The sequence below is a fragment of the Burkholderia sp. ABCPW 111 genome, assembly GCF_000773065.1.
In the GTDB taxonomy this organism is placed as follows: domain Bacteria; phylum Pseudomonadota; class Gammaproteobacteria; order Burkholderiales; family Burkholderiaceae; genus Burkholderia; species Burkholderia savannae.
In genome coordinates, this window is sequence record NZ_JPWT01000130.1 from 1 (window position 1) to 16,469 (window position 16,469).

The 16,469-nt window shown below is 69.9% G+C and carries 13 protein-coding genes and 3 pseudogenes; 12 read left to right on the forward strand and 4 right to left on the reverse strand.

The features are described from left to right. Nucleotides 1-232 (reverse strand): hypothetical protein (locus X946_RS35550; protein WP_081990109.1); only part of this gene is annotated, 232 nt, incomplete at its 3' end. Between X946_RS35550 and X946_RS28090 the strand changes: the two genes are divergently transcribed. Then, nucleotides 231-1,880: an L-lactate permease gene (locus X946_RS28090; RefSeq protein ID WP_038754932.1), complete on the forward strand. Its 1,650-nt coding sequence runs from the start codon at nucleotides 231-233 to the stop codon at nucleotides 1,878-1,880. The two genes, X946_RS35550 and X946_RS28090, sit on opposite strands and share 2 nt — an antisense overlap. 564 nt (nucleotides 1,881-2,444) lie before the next feature. On the opposite strand, the pseudogene X946_RS36935 reads toward X946_RS28090, so the two are convergent. Beyond that, nucleotides 2,445-3,512, reverse strand: a pseudogene (locus tag X946_RS36935) (4-hydroxyphenylpyruvate dioxygenase family protein); the annotation flags it as partial. Nucleotides 3,513-3,602: 90 nt separating this feature from the next. Further along, nucleotides 3,603-4,439 (reverse strand): annotated as a pseudogene (locus tag X946_RS36940) (sugar phosphate isomerase/epimerase family protein); the annotation flags it as partial. A 254-nt stretch (nucleotides 4,440-4,693) separates the two neighbouring features. Here X946_RS36940 and aroQ point away from each other — a divergent pair. From aroQ to X946_RS28110, 3 genes are read left to right on the forward strand one after another with little or no spacing between them, the layout of a single operon-like run. Continuing rightward, a complete protein-coding gene (aroQ, locus tag X946_RS28100) occupies nucleotides 4,694-5,149 on the forward strand; it encodes a type II 3-dehydroquinate dehydratase (protein ID WP_038754938.1) in 456 nt (151 codons plus the stop codon). After that, entirely contained in the window at nucleotides 5,146-6,000 is an 855-nt protein-coding gene (locus tag X946_RS28105; protein WP_038754941.1) for a shikimate dehydrogenase, read from the forward strand. The genes aroQ and X946_RS28105 overlap by 4 nt, the downstream gene beginning before the upstream one ends. A gap of 43 nt (nucleotides 6,001-6,043) precedes the next feature. After that, on the forward strand, nucleotides 6,044-7,387 hold the full coding sequence (locus X946_RS28110) for an MFS transporter (RefSeq protein WP_038754943.1): 1,344 nt from the start codon (nucleotides 6,044-6,046) through the stop codon (nucleotides 7,385-7,387). A gap of 175 nt (nucleotides 7,388-7,562) precedes the next feature. On the opposite strand, the gene X946_RS28115 is transcribed toward X946_RS28110, so the two are convergent. After that, nucleotides 7,563-8,672, reverse strand: a complete 1,110-nt coding sequence (locus X946_RS28115) for a 2-aminoethylphosphonate--pyruvate transaminase (RefSeq protein WP_038754946.1) — start codon at nucleotides 8,670-8,672, stop codon at nucleotides 7,563-7,565. A 238-nt stretch (nucleotides 8,673-8,910) separates the two neighbouring features. On the opposite strand from X946_RS28115, the gene phnS reads away from it, so the two are divergent. From phnS to X946_RS36485, 8 genes and pseudogenes are all read left to right on the forward strand, one after another. After that, on the forward strand, nucleotides 8,911-9,993 hold the full coding sequence (gene phnS, locus X946_RS28120; RefSeq protein WP_038754949.1) for a 2-aminoethylphosphonate ABC transporter substrate-binding protein: 1,083 nt from the start codon (nucleotides 8,911-8,913) through the stop codon (nucleotides 9,991-9,993). Between the two features lie 56 nt (nucleotides 9,994-10,049). Beyond that, nucleotides 10,050-11,147 carry a 2-aminoethylphosphonate ABC transport system ATP-binding subunit PhnT gene (gene phnT, locus X946_RS28125; RefSeq protein WP_038754952.1) on the forward strand — a complete coding sequence of 366 codons (1,098 nt, stop codon included), beginning with the start codon at nucleotides 10,050-10,052 and terminating at the stop codon, nucleotides 11,145-11,147. Beyond that, nucleotides 11,125-12,072, forward strand: a complete 948-nt coding sequence (gene phnU, locus X946_RS28130; protein ID WP_038754955.1) for a 2-aminoethylphosphonate ABC transporter permease subunit — start codon at nucleotides 11,125-11,127, stop codon at nucleotides 12,070-12,072. Before phnT ends, phnU begins: the two co-directional genes overlap by 23 nt. Then, entirely contained in the window at nucleotides 12,062-12,916 is an 855-nt protein-coding gene (gene phnV, locus X946_RS28135; RefSeq protein ID WP_038754958.1) for a 2-aminoethylphosphonate ABC transport system, membrane component PhnV, read from the forward strand. Before phnU ends, phnV begins: the two co-directional genes overlap by 11 nt. A gap of 60 nt (nucleotides 12,917-12,976) precedes the next feature. Then, a complete protein-coding gene (gene phnA / locus X946_RS28140; RefSeq protein WP_414734360.1) occupies nucleotides 12,977-14,218 on the forward strand; it encodes a phosphonoacetate hydrolase in 1,242 nt (413 codons plus the stop codon). After that, on the forward strand, nucleotides 14,215-15,669 hold the full coding sequence (gene phnY / locus X946_RS28145; protein ID WP_038754965.1) for a phosphonoacetaldehyde dehydrogenase: 1,455 nt from the start codon (nucleotides 14,215-14,217) through the stop codon (nucleotides 15,667-15,669). The genes phnA and phnY overlap by 4 nt, the downstream gene beginning before the upstream one ends. A 4-nt stretch (nucleotides 15,670-15,673) precedes the next feature. Next, the gene (locus tag X946_RS28150; RefSeq protein ID WP_038754968.1) at nucleotides 15,674-16,225 is read left to right on the forward strand and encodes a phosphonate degradation HD-domain oxygenase; all 552 of its coding nucleotides are present in this window, start codon (nucleotides 15,674-15,676) and stop codon (nucleotides 16,223-16,225) included. A gap of 42 nt (nucleotides 16,226-16,267) precedes the next feature. Further along, nucleotides 16,268-16,469: pseudogene (locus X946_RS36485) on the forward strand (hypothetical protein); the annotation flags it as partial.

The following is a 16,469-nucleotide window of genomic DNA, read 5'->3' on the forward strand; positions in this document are numbered from 1 at the left end:
CGACGACAAGGCCGACGACAAGGCCGACGACAAGGCCGACGACAAGGCCGACGACAAGGCCGACGACAAGGCCGACGACAAGGCCGACGACAAGATCGACGACAAGATCGACGACAAGACCGACAACAAGATCGACGACAAGATCGACGACAAGATCGACGACAAGATCGACGACAAGATCGACGACAAGACCGAGACAGGAACCGTTCCGAGGGGAGACAGGAGACAACATGAACCCTTCAATCGCACTGCCGGCGGGGATCGCGTTCGCCCAGCCGCTGACCCCCGTCGCCCATTCGCTCGCGCTGTCGTTTCTCGTCGCCGTGCTGCCGATCGCGGTCGCGCTCGCGATGCTCGGGCTGTTCCGCCGTCCGGCGTGGCAGGCGTCGCTCGCGGGCCTCGCGACCGGCATCGTCGTCGCGGTCGCCGTCTGGGGGATGCCGGTCGGGCTCGCGCTGGACGCGGTCGGCGCGGGCATGGCGCTCGCGCTGATCCCCGTGATGTGGATCGTGTTCAACGCGCTGCTGCTGTACAACATCGCGGTGAAATCGGGCCGCTTCGACCAGTTCCGCCAATGGATGCTCGATCATCTGCCCGACGATCGCCGCCTCGTGCTGCTCGTCGTCGCGTTCTCGTTCGGCTGCCTGCTCGAAGGCATTTCCGGCTTCGGCACGCCCGTCGCGATCACGAGCGCGCTCCTGATCGCGCTCGGCTTTCCGGCGATCGAGGCGCTCACCTTCGCGCTGATCTTCAACACTGCGCCCGTCGCGTTCGGCGCGCTCGGCGTGCCGATCACCGTGCTCGGCGCGGTGACGTCGCTGCATCCGGACACGCTCGGCGCGATGGTCGGCCGCCAGCTGCCGTTCTTCGCGCTGCTGCTGCCGTTCTACGTCGTCGGGATCTACGGCGGCCTGCGCTCGATCGGCCGGCTGTGGCCGGCGCTTTTCGTGTCCGGCGGCAGCTTCGCGCTCGCGCAGTTCGTCACGTCGAACTTCATCAGCTATCAGCTGACCGACGTGCTGTCGTCGCTCACGTCGCTGATCGTGACGATCGGATTCCTGAAAATCTGGAAGCCGCGGCCCGATCCGCAGTTCGCGATCCCGCGCGGCGACGCGGCCGTCGGCGCGGGCGCCGCGCACGGGCGCGTCGGTTACGGCGGCTGGCTGCCGTGGCTCGTCGTGTCGGTGATCGTGATCTTCTGGGTGCACGCGGGCGTCGCCGCGATCGGCGACATGAAGATCAAGTGGCCCGGCTTGCACGACGCGGTCTACATGACGCTCTATCACAAGCCGTACGTGGCGATCTGGGATTTCCAGCCGCTCGGCACCGGCACCGCGATCCTGCTGTCGGCGATCGTCACGGCCGTGTGGACGCGCACCGGCGTCGCGAGCTTCTTCGGCTGCGTCGCGCAGACGTGGCGGCAGACGCGCATCGCGATCGTCACCGTGATGATGATCGTCGGGCTTGCGTACCTGCTCAACTATTCGGGGATGAGCTACACGCTCGGGATGGGCGTCGCGTCGACGGGCGCGCTGTTCCCGCTCGTGTCGGCCACGCTCGGCTGGATCGCGGTGTTCCTGTCGGGCAGCGACACGTCGGGCAACGCACTCTTCGGCAACCTGCAGGTCGTCGCCGCGAAGCAGCTCGGCTTCGATCCGGTGCTGATGGCCGCGACGAACTCGTCGGGCGGCGTGATGGGCAAGATGATCTCGCCGCAGAACATCGCGACCGGCGTGTCGACGACCGATCTGAAAGGGCAGGAAGGCGTCGTGTTCGCGCGGACCTTCTGGCACAGCGTGATCCTCACGCTGCTGCTCGGCGTGCTCGTGTTTCTCCAGCAGCACGTGCTGAGCTGGATGATTCCGGCGCTGCCGCATTGACGGCGCAGGGGGCGGCGCGCGCGTCGGCGGGCGGATCGCGGCGGCGCGCGGCGACGCCCGGCGCGTCGCGAGAAAGCGCGAGAAAGCGCGGGGCGCGCTTTTTTCCCGCGATTTTCCGCGCGCGGTGCGTGCCAGGCGGTCACGAAACGCGGCCGGTCGGGCGCAATGGTTCGTTCGAATTCACTCGACGGCGTCGCCGGACGCGAACGGCGGGGCGATCCGGCTCGCGTTCGCCGTGGCGGTACGACAAGGCGGTGTGGCGCGCTTCGGCGCATGCCGGAACGCGGGCGATGCGGCATTTCGCGCCGCGATCGAATGCGATGCGCGACGTGCTAATTGTCGAATGCCAAGTGCCAAGTGCTATGTGCTATGTGCTATGTGCTATGTGCGATGTGCGATGCGCGATGCGCGATGCGCGGGCCGCGACGCACGGCATGGCGTGACGTCGCGAGCCGCCGCCGGGCCAATCGTCACGTCTTTTCGGCGCGCGACAGCCGTGCGCGCCGCCCGCCGGCCATGCGCGCGCCGGCCTGAACGCCGCCCGCGCCGGCTGCCGCGCCGCGCTCACTTGCGCCGCTGCGCCTGCGCGGCGAGCCGCACGGCCGCGTTCGCCGCGCCGTACCCGTCGTAGCCGCCGCGCCGCTCGACGAGCTCGAACGAAAAGCGGTTGTCGACGAGCTCGGTGTACGCGTGCAGGAACTCGCCGCCCGCTTCGTCGCGGTCGTAGAGCAGATGATGGCGGCTGAGCGTATCGATCGTCTCGTCGGGCAGCGCGTAGCGCGCGGCGAGATCGTCGTAATAATTGCGTGGAATCCGCAGGAACGGCACGCCGTCCGCCGCGAATTCGGCGATCGCCGCGACGATGTCGTCGGTGCGGAACGCGACGTGATTGAGCCCCGTGCCGCGATAGCGCTCGAGCGACTGGACGACGGCCGTATGCCGGTCCACCGACGCGTTCAGCGCGATTCGCACCGAGCCGTCCGGGCTGCGCACCGCGCGGCTGCGGACGAGCCCGTACGGATCGGGCACGAGCCAGTTGCGCTCGGCCTCGAAGCCGAACGCGGTCTTGAAGAACAGCACCCACGTGTCGAGCGCGTCTGCGGGCAGCGCGAGGCACACGTGATCGATGCCGGCGAGCGGGCCGACCTCGCTCGGCCCGTCGATGTCGGTGAGCACGAAGTCCGATTCGTACAGCGTCGGCGCGCCGGGCGCCTCGTCGACGAAATATTCGAGGCTGCCGTCCGGCGCGCGCACGCTTGGCAGCACGCGCTCGTTCGGGCCGACGCGGCCCGAGAACGGCGCGTAGCCGTAGCCCGCCGCGCGCTCGAACGCGAGCCGCGCGTCGTCGACGCGAAACGCCGACGCGCACAGCGACAGGCCGTGCTCCTGAAAGAACGCGTCGGCGAACGAGTCGCGCTCGGCGTTCAGCACGATCGACGCCGCGCCGTGCTGATAGAGCGTCACGTCCTTCGACCGGTGGCGGCCCGCGCGCCTGAAGCGCAGCTTGCCGAGCCAGCCGGCGACGTTCTCGGCGGCGGCCGCGTCCACCGCGAATTCGATGAACTGGAAGCCGACGTGCGCGGGCGCGGGCGGCGGCGCGAAGAGCGGCTGCGACGGCCTCGGGGCGATGCGCGGGCCCGCGCCGCGCGCGGCTTCCTGCCCGGCTTGTTCGGCGTGTCCCGTTTGTTCCGCTTGTCCCGCCTGCCTCACTTGCCCTGCCGGCGCCCGCCTTGCTTCGCGGGCGAGCCGCGCGCGCGTCGTTTCTTCGAGATAGAGCAGCGACCGGTAGCCGTCGGCCGCCGTCAGCGCGGTCGGCGCGGCGCGCAGGCCGTCGTTGAAGATTTCGAGCGACAGCGGCCCTTCGTAGCCCGATTCGATCACGCGCGCGGTGAATTCCGCGAGGTCGAAGTCGCCCTGGCCCGGAAACGACCGGTAATGACGGCTCCATTCGAGCACGTCCATCGCGAGCTTCGGCGCGTCGGCGATCTGCACGAACGCGATCCGGCTGCCCGGAATGCGCGCGATGCCGTCGGGCGAATCGTCGAGCGACAGCGTGTGGAAGCTGTCGAGCGCGAGCCCGAGGTTCGGATGGCCGACCGCGTCGACGAGCCGCCACGCGTGGCCGTAGGTCTTCACGTTCCGACCCCATGCAAGCGCCTCGTACGCGACGACGACGCCCGCCTCTTGCGCGGCGCGCGCGAGCGCGCCCAACTGGTCGACGAGCAGCGCGTCGTCGCCGAGCGCGTCCGGCGACACGTTGCTGCATACGAGAATGCGCTCCGCGCCCAGTTCGTGCATCAGCTCGAACTTTCGCTTCGCGCGTTCGAGATTGCGCGCGAGGCGCTCGGGCGGCACGCCCTCGAAGTCGCGAAACGGCTGGAACAGCACGATGTCGAGGCCTAGATCGGCGGCGATGCGGCGCACGTCGGCGGGCGAGCCGTCGAAGTACAGCAAGTCGTTCTCGAAGATCTCGACGCCGTCGAAGCCGGCCGCGCGGATCGCGTTGAGCTTCTCGACGAGCGTGCCGGACAGCGACACGGTGGCGATCGAACGCTGCATGGTGAGTTTCCTGCTGGTGAGGGACGGCGCGCGGCCGGTTGCGCCGCGCCGCCGGAGGAGGCACGTTGCCGGCCGCGCGCCGTCGAAGGTCGGAAAGGCGCGAGTCGCAGAGTATACGAACTAACTAGATGGTACAAATTATAGAAAACCCGGAAAGACTTTGCGCAAGCGCAAGCGCACACTGACGCCGGATCTTGACGACGCAGGCGCGTTCGTCTACGGATGCGTACCCGTTTTTTACCGGAGTGTCATACATGAGCAAGCCGAAGGTGCTGGTCCTGAACGGGCCGAACCTGAACCTGCTGGGCAAGCGCGAGCCGCACATCTACGGCTCGGAAACGTTGCAGGACGTCGAGCGCCGCTGCGCGGACGCCGCGCACGCGCTCGGCCTCGCGCTCGAGTTTCGCCAGTCGAACGCCGAGCATCAACTGATCGACTGGCTGCACGAAGCGCGCGAGCGCGTTGCGGGCGTGGTGATCAATCCGGCCGCGTACACGCACACGTCGGTCGCGATCGCCGACGCGCTCGCCGCGCTCGGCAAGCCGATCATCGAAGTGCACATCTCGAACATCCACCGGCGCGAGGCGTTTCGCCACCATTCGTTCGTGTCGGCGGTCGCCGACGGCGTGATCTGCGGCTGCGGCACCGAAGGCTACGTGCTCGCGCTGCAGCGGATCGCGACGCTGATCGGGCGGGAGGGCGCGCGATGAGTGGACGTTCGTTTCTGATCGGCCTGATCGGCTCCGGGATCGGCGGTTCGCTGTCTCCCGCGATGCACGAGGAGGAAGGCCGCCGCCAGGGCTTGAACTACGTGTACCGGCGCATCGATCTGGACGCGCTGCGGCTGACGGCCGACGCGCTGCCCGAGCTGCTCGCGGCGGCCGAGCGGATGGGCTTCGACGGGCTAAACATCACGCATCCGTGCAAGCAGCGCGTGATCGAGCTGCTCGACGAGTTGTCGCCGGACGCGGCCGCGCTCGGCGCGGTCAACACGGTGCGCTTTCTCGGCGGCCGGCGGATCGGCCACAACACCGACTGGTCGGGCTTCGCGAAGGCGTTCGCGCGCGGGCTGCCGGGCGCGCCGCTCACGCGCGTCGCGCAGCTGGGCGCGGGCGGCGCGGGCGCGGCCGTCGCGCATGCGGCGCTGACGATGGGCGCGGCGGAGCTCGCGCTCTTCGACGTCGACCCGGCGCGCGCACGCGCGCTCGCCGATCAGTTGCAGGCGCGCTTCCCGCAAGCGCGCCTGAGCGCGGGCGGCTCGCTCGCCGAAGCGCTCGCGAGCGCGAACGGCCTCATTCACGCGACGCCGACCGGCATGCTCAAGCATCCGGGCCTGCCGCTGCCGGCCGAGTTGCTGCGCCCCGACCTGTGGGTCGCGGACATCGTCTATTTCCCGCTCGAAACCGAACTGATCCGCACGGCGCGCGCGCTCGGCTGCCGCACGCTGCCGGGGGGCGGCATGGCGGTGTACCAGGCGGTCGACGCGTTCGAGATCTTCACCGGCCGCGCGCCGGACGCCGAGCGCATGTTCGAGCACTTCCAGGCGCTCGTCGCGCGCTGAATTTCCCAACCAGACAGAACGACGGATACAACAGGAGACATCGATGCCCCAGCCGATCAACACCGACGCCGCGGCGAGCGCGGCCGTCGCGACCGCCCGCGCGCCGGGCGCCGCGCAGCCGCGCTCGAATGCGCGCTACCGGATTCTCGCGCTGCTCGCGATCGGGACGATGATCAATTATCTCGATCGCACGGTGCTCGGCGTCGCGGCGCCCGGCCTGACGAAAGAGCTCGGCATCGGCGCGGCGGCGATGGGCGTGATGTTCTCCGCGTTCTCGTGGACCTACGTGCTCGCGCAGGTGCCGGGCGGCCTGCTGCTCGACCGCTTCGGCAGCAAGATCACCTATTACTGGTCGATGACGCTGTGGTCCGCGTTCACGCTGCTGCAAGGCTTCGTTCACGGCGTCGCGCCGCTCCTCGCGTGCCGGCTCGGGCTCGGCTTCTCCGAAGCGCCGTGCTTTCCGACCAACAGCCGCGTCGTCGCGACCTGGTTCCCGCAGAAGGAGCGCGCGATGGCGACGGGCACCTACACCGTCGGCGAATACATCGGCCTCGCGTTCCTGAGCCCCGTGCTGTTCGCTCTGATGGGCGCGTTCGGCTGGCGCTCGCTCTTCTGGGTCGTGGGCGGCGTCGGCATCGTGTTCGGCTTCGTCTGGTGGAAGTTCTATCACGAGCCGCAGGACCATCCGCGCGCGAACGCGGCCGAACTCGCGTACATCGAGGGCGGCGGCGGCCTCGTGCAATCGTCGCGCGACGGCCGGCGCGCGAAGTTCAGCTGGCGCATCGCCGGCCGGTTGCTGAAGAAGCGCCAGCTCGCGGGCATCTGCCTCGGCCAGTTCGCCGGCAACTCGACGCTCGTGTTCTTTCTCACGTGGTTCCCGACCTATCTCGCGACCGAGCGCCACATGGGCTGGCTCAAGATCGGCTTCTTCGCGGTGATGCCGTTCATCGCCGCGTCCGTCGGCGTGATGTTCGGCGGGATCTTCTCCGACTGGCTGCTGCGCCGCGGAAAGTCGGCGAACGTCGCGCGCAAGCTGCCGATCATCGCGGGCCTGCTGCTCGCATCGACGATCGTGCTCGCGAACTACGTGCAGAGCAACGAGGCGGTGATCGCGATCATGTCGGTCGCGTTCTTCGCGCAGGGGATGGCCGCGCTCGGCTGGACGCTCGTGTCCGACATCGCGCCCGAAGGGCTTCTCGGCGCGACGGGCGGCATCTTCAATCTCGCCGCGAACCTCGCGGGCATCGTCACGCCGCTCGTCGTCGGCTTCATCGTCGCGGCGACCGGGTCGTTCGTCGGCGCGCTCGCGTTCATCGGCGTCGTCGCGCTGATCGGCGCGCTGTCGTACATCTTCGTCGTCGGCGACATCAAGCGGATCGAACTGTAAGCGGCGCGCGCCGAATGAACCGCGCGCGCGGCCCGATTGGATCGCGCGCGCCGTTTTTTTCGCGTCGGGGCGGATCGCGGCGGGCAACTCGCGGCCGGATCGACGACGGCGCGCGCGCGGCCGCCGCCTCTGTATTGCCGCGTCCGCATCACCGCCTCCGATTACCACCTCTGCATCACCGCATCGCAATCCCGAGCGACTTCAGCGCGCCGCCGATCGCCGCCACCGCCCCCCGCATCTCGTCCGCGCCGATCGCGCCGATGCAGCCGACGCGAAACGTGTCGGCCGTCGTCAGCTTGCCCGGATACAGCACGTAGCCGGCGTCGCGCACGGCCGCGTAGAACGCCGGGAACGCATACGCGGGATCGGCGGGCGCGTGGAACGTGACGATCACGCTCGCCTGCGCGCGCGCATCGAGAAACGGCTCGAAGCCGAGCGCGCGCATCCCGTCGATCAGCGTCGCGCAGTTGTTCGCATAGCGCGCGCCGCGCGCCGGCTGCCCGCCTTCGTCGAAGAACTGGTCGAGCGCGGTGCGCAGCGCGGCGAGCACGTGCGTCGGCGGCGTGAAGCGCCATTGCGACGTGCGCTGCATGTATGCGTATTGGTCGTGAAGATCGAGCGCGACCGACGCGGAGCGCCCTTCGGACGCTTCGAGCAGCGCGCGCCGAACGATCACGAAGCCCATGCCGGGCACGCCTTCGAGACACTTGCCGCTCGCCGAGATCAACGCGTCGACGCCGCTGTCGGCGAGCGCGATCGGCAGCGCGCCGAACGAGCTCATCGCATCGACGATCAGCGCCTTTCGGCGCGCGCGGCAGACGGCCGCGATGCCGTCGAGCGGATTGAGCAGCCCGGCGCTGGTTTCCAGATGCACGAGCGCGACGTGCGTGATGCGCGGATCGCGCGCGAGCGCATCGTCGATCGCCTGCGCGCTCGCCGGTTCGTCTTCGGCGAACGGCAGCTCGACGTGCGCGATGCCGAGCCGGCTCAGGATCGTCGCGATCCGCGCGCAGTACGCGCCGTTGTTCGGCACGAGCACGCGGCCGTCGCGCGGCACGAGCGAGCCGAGCGCCGCCTCGACCGCGAACGTGCCGCTTCCCTGCAGCGGCACGCAGACGAAGGCGTCGCCGCCGCCCGCGATCCGCACGAGGTCCGCGCAGACGCTCAGCGTCAGCTGGTTGAAAGCGGCGTCCCACGAGCCCCAGTCGCGCAGCATCGCGTCGCGCGTCTTGCGCGACGTCGTCAGCGGGCCCGGCGTCAACAGGATCGGATCACGTGCGTGCATGGCGTCGTCACTCCAGGAAAGGTCGAATCGAGTGATTCGATGATGTGGAGGATATTGGCGAAATGTGTCGTTTTTTGGAAATCGAGTCAATCGTCACGGCGCTGTCATCGAACGCTGTGATGCTTCGGGTGCCGCGAAAGACCGGAGCGTCCGGCCGCGGCGGGACGGCGGCGCGGCCCGCGCGGACGGCGATTTGCGCCGTTCGGCCGTTCGTGGTTCCACCCTACGGAGAAGCGACATGACGGATTCGAAGTTCCCGCGCGGCGGCGCCTGGCGCCGCTTCGCGCTCGCCGCCGGCGCGGCCGCGCTGTTGCAAGGCGTTGCGACGCACGCGCAAGCGGCGGCGGTCGTGCTGTACACGGCGGACGGCCTCGAGAACCTGTACCGCGACGTGCTGCCCGCGTTCGAGAAGCAGGAAGGCGTGAAGGTCAACATCGTGACGGCGGGCAGCGGCGAAGTGGTGAACCGCGCGAACGTCGAGAAGGGCTCTCCGAAGGCCGACGTGATCGTCACGCTGCCGCCGTTCATCCAGCAGGCGGGCCAGCTCGGCCTCCTGCAGCCGTACCGCAGCGTTAACTACAAGAACGTGCCGGCGATCGCGAAGGCGGACGACGGCTCGTGGGCCACCTTCGTCAACAACTACTTCTCGTTCGCGATCAACCCGTCGGTCGTGAAGAGCCAGCCGAAGACGTTCGCCGATCTGCTGCATCCGGATTACAGCGGCAAGCTCGCGTACTCGAACCCGGCGACGGCGGGCGACGGGATGGCCGTGATCATCCTGACGAGCGCGCTGATGGGCGAGGACAAGGCGTTCGACTATCTCGCGAAGCTCGAGCGCGGCGTGAAGTTCCACACGAAGGGCACGGGCTACCTGAACGTGCTGCTGTCGCGCAACGAGATCGCGGTCGCGAACGGCGATCTGCAGATGGATCTCGACGACGCCGAGCACGGCGGCCTGTCGATCAAGCCGATCTTCGTTTCCGCGAAGGACGGCGAGCCGCCGACGACGTTCCAGCTGCCGTACGCGATCGGCCTCGTCAAGAGCGGCCCGAACCAGGACGCGGGCAAGAAGCTGATCGACTACCTGATGTCGACCGACGTGCAGGCGAAGGTGCCCGACATGTTCGGCATCCCGGGCCGCACCGACGTGCCGCTCGCGGGCAAGAACGGCGAGGCGGTGAAGCGCGCGATCGCCGGCGTGAAGCTGATTCCGGTCGACTGGAACGCGGTGATGGCGAAGAAGCCCGTCTGGACCGAGCGCTGGAAGAAGGAAGTGATCGGCGATTCGGGCAAGCAGACCGAAGTCGTCAAGCCGAAATGAGCGGACGCCGCGGCCGCGACAAGCCGACGCGATGACGCGTCGAAGGACGAAACCTGTTGGATACCGCTAGTCTCACCCACCACGGCGCGTTCGATGCGGCGCGCCCGCACGCGAGCCCGCACGCGGGCTCGCCGGGCGGCGTGCGCATCGAGCACTTGAGCGTGCGTTACGGCGCGCGCACGGTGCTCGACGACCTGTCGCTCGACATCGGCGCGGGCGAGCTGCTCGCCGTGCTCGGCAAGAGCGGCTGCGGCAAGACGACGTTGCTGCGCTTCATCGCCGGCTTCGTGAAGGCGGACGGCCTGACGGGCACGCTCGCCGTCGCCGGCCGCGACCTGACGCATGCGCCGCCGCACAAGCGCAATCTCGGATTGCTGTTTCAGAACTACGCGCTGTTCCCGCATTTGACGGTGTTCGAGAACGTCGCGTTCGGGCTGCGCGCGCGGCGCATGTCGTCGTCGGAAATCGCGCGGCGCGTGGCCGATGCGCTCAAGCTCGTGCAGCTCGGCGACGCCGGACATCATCTGCCCGCGCAGTTGTCGGGCGGCATGCAGCAGCGCGTCGCGCTCGCGCGCGCGCTCGTGATCGAGCCGGACGTGCTGCTGCTCGACGAGCCGCTGTCCGCGCTCGACGCGAACCTGCGCGCGTCGGTGCGCAGCGAGCTGAAGGCGCTGCACGAGCGGCTGCCGAACCTGACCGTCGTCTGCGTGACGCACGATCGCGACGACGCGCTGGTGCTCGCCGACCGCGCGCTGCTGATGCGCGACGGCCGCGTCGCGCAGCTCGGCACGCCGCAGCAACTATACGACGCGCCCGCCGACGGCTTCGTCGCGCGCTATCTGGGCGCGGCGAACCTGCTGCCGCCGAACGTCGTGTTCCCGTTCGGCGATCCGCGCCACGACGTGCGCGACAAGGTCGCATGCGTGCGGCCGGAGCGCCTGACGGTGTGCCCGCTCGGCGTCGGGCGGCTGCACGGCACGATCGCGTCGGTCGAATGGCACGGCGCGGCGCTGTCGCTGACCGTGACGCTCGATGCGGCGTGCGACGAGCCGGTGCTCGTCTCGATGCAGCGCGGCCGGGGCCCGGCGCCCGAGCGCGGCGCGCGCGTGTCGCTCGATTGCGAGGCGGACGATGTCGCTCTTATCTCGCCTTGAGCCGCGCGCGGCGCTCGCCGACGATCCGGCGGCGCACGCCCGCATCCGCGCATCGGCCGACGCGCACGACGCCGCCGCGCGCCGGCGCGAGCGCGGCGCGAACGCGCGCGTCGTCGCGCTCGCGGCCATCGTGCTCGGCCCGCTCGTGCTGTATCCGCTCGCGCGGCTCGTGCTGCTGAGCGTGCTCGGCGACCACGGCCCGACGCTCGCCGCGTACCGGGCCTTCTTCGCGAGTCACGACGTGCGCGACGTGCTCGGCACGACGCTCTGGGTGCTCGTCGCGAGCGCGGGCACCGCGTCGGTCGTCGGCGTGCTGCTCGCCGCGCTGCTGTTCTTCCGGCCGTTTCCGGGCGCGTCGCTCGTCACGCGCTTCCTCGAGCTGTACGTCGCGTTCCCGTCGTTTCTCGTCGCGTTCACGCTGATCTTCCTGTACGGCTCGCAAGGCTCGGTCAGCATCGCGCTGCAGCGCGTTCTCGGCCTCGACGCGCCGCCGCTCGATTTCCTGTTCGGCGCGGGCGGCGTGATTCTCGCTCAGACGGTGTTCTACACGCCGTTCGTCGTGCGGCCGACGCTCGCGTCGTTCGCGACGCTCGATCCGCGGCTCGTCGAAGCCGCGTCGAGCCTGGGCGCGAACGGCTGGATGCTCGCGCGGCGCGTCGTGCTGCCGCTCGCGTGGCCGGGCATCGCGGCGGGCGTGATCCTGTGCTTCCTGCTCACGCTGAACGAATTCGGCATCCTGCTCGTGCTCGGCAGCGCGAAGCTCGTCACGCTGCCGGTGGCGATCTACAGCAGCGCGACCGTCGACATCGATCTGCCGGCCGCGGCCGCCGGCGCGGTCGTGATGCTCGCGATGTCGCTCACGCTCTACGCGCTGTACCGGCGAATGAGCCGGCGCGCGAGCGAAGGAGGGCGCGATGTCCGCTGAATTCCCGGCGCGCGCCGCCGCGGTGCCGCGCCGCGAGCCGCGCTGGACCGATACGGCGGCGCGTGTCGCGTCGCGCGCGCTCGTCGCGCTCGCGGCCGTCGCCTGCTGCTGGCTGTTCGTGCTGCCCGTCGTCGTCGTCGCGTTGTCGAGCGTCGCCGAGCACTGGTCGGGCACGATCCTGCCGGCGGGCTACAGCCTGCGCTGGTTCGAGCGCCTCGGCCGGCCCGAATTCGACGCGCTCGCGGCGAGCCTCGAGATCGGGCTCGGCGTCGCCGCGCTCGGCACCGCGCTCGGCATCGCGCTGGCGCTCGCGCTCGAAGGGCGCAGCCGGCGCGGCGTCGGCGCGCTCGTCGACGCGCTCGTGATGCTGCCGAACGGCGTGCCGAGCGTCGTGCTCGGGCTCGCCGTGCTGATCGCGTATCACGCGAAGCCCGTCGATCTGTCGAGCTCGCCCGCGATCGTCGTGCTCGTGCAGCTCGCGCTCGTGCTGCCGTTCTGCTACCGGTGCGCGGCCGCCGCGTTGCGCCCCGAGCTGACCGTGCTGCGCGAGGCGGCGGCGAGCCTCGGCGCGCCGCCCGCGATGGTGTTGCGCCGCGTGCTGCTGCCGCAGCTCGTGCCGGCGATCCGCGCGAGCCTCGCGCTCGGCTTCGCGCTGTCGCTCGGCGAGCTCGGCGCGACGCTGACCGTCTATCCGCCCGGCTTCGCGACCGTGCCGATCGTCGTGATCGGCGACGTCGAGCGCGGCTACTACCTGCCCGCGTCGGCGCTGTCGCTGCTGCTGCTCGGCGCGTCGCTCGTCGCGCTCGTCGCGATCGCGGCGCGCGCGCCGCGGCCGGGGCGGTGAGCGCGAGGCGGCGCGCGCGTTGCGCGTAACATGAACGAAAGGCCCCCCAGGGCGGACACCATGAATCGACACATCGAAGTCAACGGGCGCGTCTACCGGATGCCGGCCGAGCCGACCGTCGCCGTCTGCGTCGACGGCTGCGAGTACGCGTATCTGGAAGAGGCCGCGAACGCGGGCGTCGCGCCGTTCATCGCGCGGATGCTGCGCGAAGGCTCGGCGTTCGACGCCGACTGCGTGATCCCGTCGTTCACGAACCCGAACAACCTGTCGATCGTGTGCGGCGCGCCGCCGTCGGTGCACGGCATCTGCGGCAATTTCTTCTGGGATTCCGACGCGCAGGGCGGCGCGGGCGCCGCGGTGATGATGAACGACCCCGCGTACCTGCGCGCGGGCACGCTGCTCGCCGCGGCGGCGGACGCGGGCGCGCGGGTCGCGGTCGTGACCGCGAAGGACAAGCTGCGGCGGCTGCTCGGCTGGCGAATGCGCGGCGTGTGCTTCTCGGCGGAGAAGGCGAATCAGGCGAACCTCGGCGAGAACGGCATCTGCGACGTGCTCGATTTCGTCGGCCTGCCGTCGCCCGACGTCTACAGCGCGGCGCTGTCCGAATTCGTGCTCGCGGCGGGCGTGCGGCTCGCGCAGAGCCGGCGCGCGGACCTGATGTACCTGTCGACGACCGATTACGTGCAGCACAAGTGCGCGCCGGGCAGCGACGGCGCGAACGCGTTCTACGCGATGATGGACCGCTACCTCGCGGCGCTCGACGCGCTCGGCTGGGCGATCGGCGTGACCGCGGACCACGGGATGAACGCGAAGCACGATCCGCGCACGGGCGCGCCGAACGTCGTCTATCTGCAGGACGCGCTCGACGCGTGGCTCGGCCCGCGCCGCGCGCGCGTGATCCTGCCGATCACCGATCCGTACGTCGTCCATCACGGCGCGCTCGGCTCGTTCGCGACGATCTATCTCGAGCAAGACGCCGACGCAGCCGCGCTCATCGGCCGCCTGCGCGCGCTCGACGGCATCGAGCTCGCGCTCGGCAACGCGACGGCCGCCGGGCGCTTCGAGCTGCCGGCCGACCGGATCGGCGACGTCGTCGTCGTGAGCCGGCGCGACGTCGCGCTCGGCACGCGCGCGAGCGAGCACGACCTGTCGGGCCTGACGGTGCCGCTGCGCTCGCACGGCGGCCTGTCCGAGCAGCGCGTGCCGCTCCTGTTCAATCGCCGGATCGAGGGCGTCGAGCCGGACCGCCGGCTGCGCAACTTCGATCTGTTCGATCTCGCGCTGAACCGGGCCGTGCAATGACGGCGGCGCTCCTTTGCGACCATCCGGCGTTCCGCGCCGAGACGCTGCGCTGGTGCGGCGAGCGGGCGGCGCGCGCCCGGACGCTCGACGTATTCGATCCGTATTCGGGGATGCGCGTCGGCACGGCGCCGCTCGCGTCGGTCGACGACGTGCGGTGCGCGTTCGACTACGCGGCCGCCTATCGGCCGGCGCTGTCGCGCTACGAGCGCTCGCAGATCCTCGAGCGCGCGGCGGCGCGGCTGAACGCATGCGCGGAAGAAGCGTCGACGCTGATTTCGCTCGAATCGGGCCTGTCGAAGCAGGATTCGCGCTACGAGATCGGCCGCGTCGCGGACGTGTTCAAGTTCGCGTCGATCGAGGCGCTGCGCGACGACGCGCAGAGCTACTCGTGCGATCTGACGCCGCACGGCACGTCGCGCCGCGTGTTCTCGCAGCGGCAGCCGCTCGACGGCGTGATCGTCGCGATCACGCCGTTCAATCATCCGATGAACCAGGTCGCGCACAAGATCGCGCCCGCGATCGCGACGAACAACCGCGTGATCGTGAAGCCGTCGGAAAAGGTGCCGCTGTCGGCGCTGTATCTCGCCGACGTGCTGTACGAAGCGGGATTGCCCGAGCCGATGCTGCAGGTGCTGACGGGCGATCCGCGGGAGATCGCCGACGAGCTGCTCACGCACCCGAGCGCGACGCTGATCACGTTCACGGGCGGCGTCGCGATCGGCAAGTACATCGCGGCGAAGGCGGGCTACCGGCGCATCGTGCTCGAGCTGGGCGGCAACGATCCGCTGATCGTGCTCGACGACGCCGACCTCGAGCGCGCGGCGGCGCTCGCCGCGCAGGGCTCGTACAAGAATTCGGGGCAACGCTGCACGGCGGTCAAGCGCATCCTGGTGCAGAAGGGCGTCGCGCCTCGCTTCACGGAGCTGCTCGTCGAGAAGACCCGCGCATGGACGTACGGCGACCCGTTCGATCCGGCGAACCGGATGGGCACGGTGATCGACGAGGCGGCGGCCGCGCTGTTCGAGGCGCGCGTCGACGAGGCGGTGTCGCAAGGCGCGCGCCTGCTGGCCGGCAACGCGCGGCGCGGCGCGCTGTATGCGCCGACGGTGCTCGATCGCGTTGACGCGTCGATGACGCTCGTGCGGGAGGAAACGTTCGGGCCGGTGTCGCCGATCATCGCGTTCGACACGATCGACGACGCGATCCGGATCAGCAACGGCACCGCGTTCGGCCTGTCGTCGGGCGTGTGCACGGATCGCGCGGACGCGATCGTGCGCTTCGTCAATGAACTGAACGTCGGCACGGTGAACGTGTGGGAGGTGCCGGGCTACCGGCTCGAGCTGACGCCGTTCGGCGGGATCAAGGATTCGGGCTTGGGATACAAGGAAGGGGTCCAGGAGGCGATGAAGAGCTTCACGAACCTGAAGACCTTCTCCTTGCCGTGGTCGTGACGAGATGGCGCTGACACTCGACGACATTCGCGCGCTGTTCGATCGCCACGGCGACATCGCGTACAGCGGCGAGCCGGTGACGCAGCGCGAGCATGCGCTGCAAAGCGCGCAGCTCGCGCAAGAGGCAGGCGCGGGCGACGCGCTGATCGCTGCGGCGCTGTTGCACGACCTGGGGCACCTGCTGAATCTCCAGGGCGAGACGCCGACCGCGCACGGCATCGACGATCTGCATCAGTACTACGTGCTGCCGTTCCTGCGGCCGTTGCTGCCTGACGCGGCGCTGGAGCCGATCCGCCTGCACGTCGACGCGAAGCGCTGCCTCTGCGCGATCGACGCGTCGTATCGCGCCTGCCTGTCGGCGGACTCGGCGCGCAGCCTGCAACTGCAGGGCGGCGTCTTCTCGGGCGCGCAAGCCGATGCGTTCCTGCAGCACCCCTACGCGGCGGACGCGATCCGCCTGCGCCGCTGGGACGATCTCGCGAAGGCGGCCGGCAAGGCCACGCCGGATGTGGATCACTACATGCGTGTGGTCGCGCGCGTCGCCGCTTCCTTATAAACGGCCGCGCGAGCGTCCTCTTGTATAAGGATAAGGGCGCTCATGCAAGGCAAGGACGCTCGCGCGGACACGGTCGAGCACGGGCGCCGAACCGATGCGCGCGGCCGCACGCATCGGCCGTTTCGCGATCCCGAAGCGTCGGCGCAAAAAACTGTCGAAAGGGGCTTGCGCGTGGGAGGGGTTGTGCCTACAATCACGCCTCTTTCGCGCCAAGCCGAACGCGGCGCGAGAGGGGAAGCGGGAA

What these genes read in the sequence shown, in the direction of transcription:
- X946_RS28090 (WP_038754932.1), top strand. Translation starts at nt 231, where the DNA reads ATGAACCCTTCAATCGCACTGCCGGCGGGGATCGCGTTCGCCCAGCCG.
- aroQ (WP_038754938.1), top strand. Translation starts at nt 4,694, where the DNA reads ATGAGCAAGCCGAAGGTGCTGGTCCTGAACGGGCCGAACCTGAACCTG.
- X946_RS28105 (WP_038754941.1), top strand. Translation starts at nt 5,146, where the DNA reads ATGAGTGGACGTTCGTTTCTGATCGGCCTGATCGGCTCCGGGATCGGC.
- X946_RS28110 (WP_038754943.1), top strand. Translation starts at nt 6,044, where the DNA reads ATGCCCCAGCCGATCAACACCGACGCCGCGGCGAGCGCGGCCGTCGCG.
- X946_RS28115 (WP_038754946.1), bottom strand. Translation starts at nt 8,672, where the DNA reads ATGCACGCACGTGATCCGATCCTGTTGACGCCGGGCCCGCTGACGACG.
- phnS (WP_038754949.1), top strand. Translation starts at nt 8,911, where the DNA reads ATGACGGATTCGAAGTTCCCGCGCGGCGGCGCCTGGCGCCGCTTCGCG.
- phnU (WP_038754955.1), top strand. Translation starts at nt 11,125, where the DNA reads ATGTCGCTCTTATCTCGCCTTGAGCCGCGCGCGGCGCTCGCCGACGAT.
- phnV (WP_038754958.1), top strand. Translation starts at nt 12,062, where the DNA reads ATGTCCGCTGAATTCCCGGCGCGCGCCGCCGCGGTGCCGCGCCGCGAG.
- phnA (WP_414734360.1), top strand. Translation starts at nt 12,977, where the DNA reads ATGAATCGACACATCGAAGTCAACGGGCGCGTCTACCGGATGCCGGCC.
- phnY (WP_038754965.1), top strand. Translation starts at nt 14,215, where the DNA reads ATGACGGCGGCGCTCCTTTGCGACCATCCGGCGTTCCGCGCCGAGACG.
- X946_RS28150 (WP_038754968.1), top strand. Translation starts at nt 15,674, where the DNA reads ATGGCGCTGACACTCGACGACATTCGCGCGCTGTTCGATCGCCACGGC.